Source organism: Chamaesiphon sp. OTE_20_metabat_361, assembly GCF_031364565.1.
Map to the genome: position 1 here is coordinate 1 of NZ_JANLWO010000574.1, position 2,327 is coordinate 2,327.

The 2,327-nt window shown below is 45.4% G+C and carries 3 protein-coding genes; 1 reads left to right on the plus strand and 2 read right to left on the minus strand.

Features of this window, described 5'->3' with window-relative positions; genetic code table 11:
• Positions 1-252 precede the first annotated feature (252 nt).
• Positions 253-1,281 carry a D-alanine--D-alanine ligase gene (locus RMO35_RS16545; RefSeq protein ID WP_309742418.1) on the plus strand — a complete coding sequence of 343 codons (1,029 nt, stop codon included), beginning with the start codon at positions 253-255 and terminating at the stop codon, positions 1,279-1,281.
• 65 nt (positions 1,282-1,346) lie between these two features.
• Here the strand turns inward: RMO35_RS16545 and RMO35_RS16550 are convergent, their stop codons facing one another.
• A complete protein-coding gene (locus RMO35_RS16550) occupies positions 1,347-1,541 on the minus strand; it encodes a DUF2949 domain-containing protein (protein ID WP_309742419.1) in 195 nt (64 codons plus the stop codon).
• A 489-nt stretch (positions 1,542-2,030) separates the two neighbouring features.
• Positions 2,031-2,327: DUF192 domain-containing protein (locus tag RMO35_RS16555; protein WP_309742420.1), on the minus strand; the 297-nt coding region annotated here is incomplete at its 5' end.

Genomic DNA, 2,327 nt, shown 5'->3' on the forward strand with positions numbered 1-2,327 from the left:
TAATGGCGGTGATGTCGCTCGTCGATTATGGATCGAGCGACATCACCGCCACCATTGCCTCAAAAATCCTTATTTTTGCATTGCTGAATTAAGGTATGAAAACATAGGTAGGGGCAATTCATGAAGCGACCGAAATCGCGCTGAGGTTTCCTCAGCGTGCGTTTCAGTCAAGACATTGCCCCTACCTATGTTTCTAGACATCAAAAATATCCCTTATCATACTTGCATTCTGCAACGCTCTTATTTTCATATATGTCTAAATTACGAGTTCTTCATTTAGTTGGTTCGGCAGTAAGCGAATTTTACGGCGATTTATCGCGATTGTATGCGCGGGATTGTCTGGAGAACACCGCAGATCCACTTCTGTACGAGTTTCACATTGCCTATATTTCACCCGACAAAACTTGGCGGTTTCCAATAGATCTGAGTAAAGAGGCGATCGCGTTAGCCCAGCCTCTGTCACTAGCAGCAGCTATCCCAATCCTAGAAAAGCTTCAGATCGATGTGATGGTACCCCAGATGTTTTGCATCCCAGGGATGACTCAGTATCGCGCCCTATTCAATTTGTTGAATATTCCGTATGTGGGTAATCCTGCCGCACTGATGGCATTGGTTGCTGACAAGGCGAAGACGAAGGCAATTGTTGCCACTGCTGGTGTAATTGTGCCCAAAGGAGAGGTGCTCCGCGCTGGAGATCCTCTGACACTGGATTTTCCATTGGTGATTAAGCCGATGGATGGGGATAACTCGATCGGCGTTACCTTAGCTAAGGATGCTAGTGAATACGATGCCGCATTGCAAGTAGCTTTGGCTCAGAGCAATGAGGTATTAGCAGAAACATTCATCGAACTGGGGCGAGAAGTCCGCTGTGGGGTCATCGATCGAGCTGGTACGCTAATCTGTCTTCCACTGGAAGAGTACGCCTTAGATGCCAAAATGCGACCGATTCGCAGTTATGCTGACAAGCTCAAGGAGAATGATGGCGATTTGGACTTTGCCGCCAAGGATGGCAATAAGTCATGGATCGTCGATCCGCGCGATCCGCTCACCGAGCGAGTAGGTGCGATCGCGAAAAAGTGCCATGTCGCGCTCGGCTGTCGGCACTACAGTCTGTTTGATTTTCGGGTCGATCCGCAGGGCAATCCGTGGTTCTTGGAAGCGGGACTGTTTTGCTCTTTTGCCAAGACGAGCGTACTGTCGGAGATGACCAAAGCCGCCGGGATACCTTTAGCAGAATTCTTTGATGAGATGCTACTGGCGGCGGTGGGGACGCGCTTGTAGTGGGTTGTCACTATTTTACCAACTGTCCTATCCCCTAAAGCCCAAAACCCAAAGCTTAAAGCCTCCTAAGCTGCATCCATCCAGTCGTAGATCCGATCGAGTTGTTCGATCGTAACTAGTCCGTACTGCCAGAGTAGCATCGGCAGTGGGCCTGGATTGTGCTCGTTTTGTTTGAGGACGATCGCCATCGAAGATGCCGAAATCGCTAGGTCTTCTTGCAAGAATCGAATTAATTTTGTCACTGGGGTAGATGAGATCATTGCCGTACCTCCGGCTAAATGTTAAAAATGTGTTTATTAAATAAAGAGCAGAGTCAGTACCTTACCAATGTTCTCACCTAGAGCTTTGGGGATAAGCAATGTTTGCTCTGGATCTTCAGCGGTTGCGGTCTAAATTACAGAAAGATTCAAAAAGATTTTAAATTAATGATGCTTTTAGTCGCAGATCGATCCATAACGATCGGGAGTACAGAAGTGACTGAAATGAGATGACAGCAGTTTCTGAGTCTAAAGATGTGATGGACCTTAAATTTTGATATTTTGTGATGATGACTGCAACGCCTCGATTTCCAAGTCTAGAAATTCAGAAAGTAGCAGTTACAAATATTTAATCTTGTTATCACCCAATTGAAATCCGTGAGAATACGGTAGTTGTCTAAAGTTAAAATCCGAGTATCCGTAAATTTAATGAGTTTTTTATTATTTAAAGATGGATTTTAGCACAGCTAATAGCCTTTCTCTTTGAAACAATTAATATTTCAGTATTTTGGCTGAGTAGGTTTCTATTTTCAAGCGATCGCCCACTTTGAGGCGAAGTTCTGCGGCTCTACCACTTGGTAATTCAATGACATTATCGATCGGAATTTGGGAATCTGGACCATAACCCGGACAAGAAACTGTTTTACAAGGTGGGACTTTTGCACTGATATATTTGACTACGCCATTCGACAAGAACACCATATCGAGTGGAATCAGCGTATTTTTCATCCAGAAGCTGACTGGACGAGGTGGCGAAAAGACAAATAACATCCCACGATTGGCGGCGAG

Excerpts from the sequence above, each read along its gene's own strand:
- RMO35_RS16545 (WP_309742418.1), top strand. The coding sequence starts at position 253 with ATGTCTAAATTACGAGTTCTTCATTTAGTTGGTTCGGCAGTAAGCGAA.
- RMO35_RS16550 (WP_309742419.1), bottom strand. The coding sequence starts at position 1,541 with ATGATCTCATCTACCCCAGTGACAAAATTAATTCGATTCTTGCAAGAA.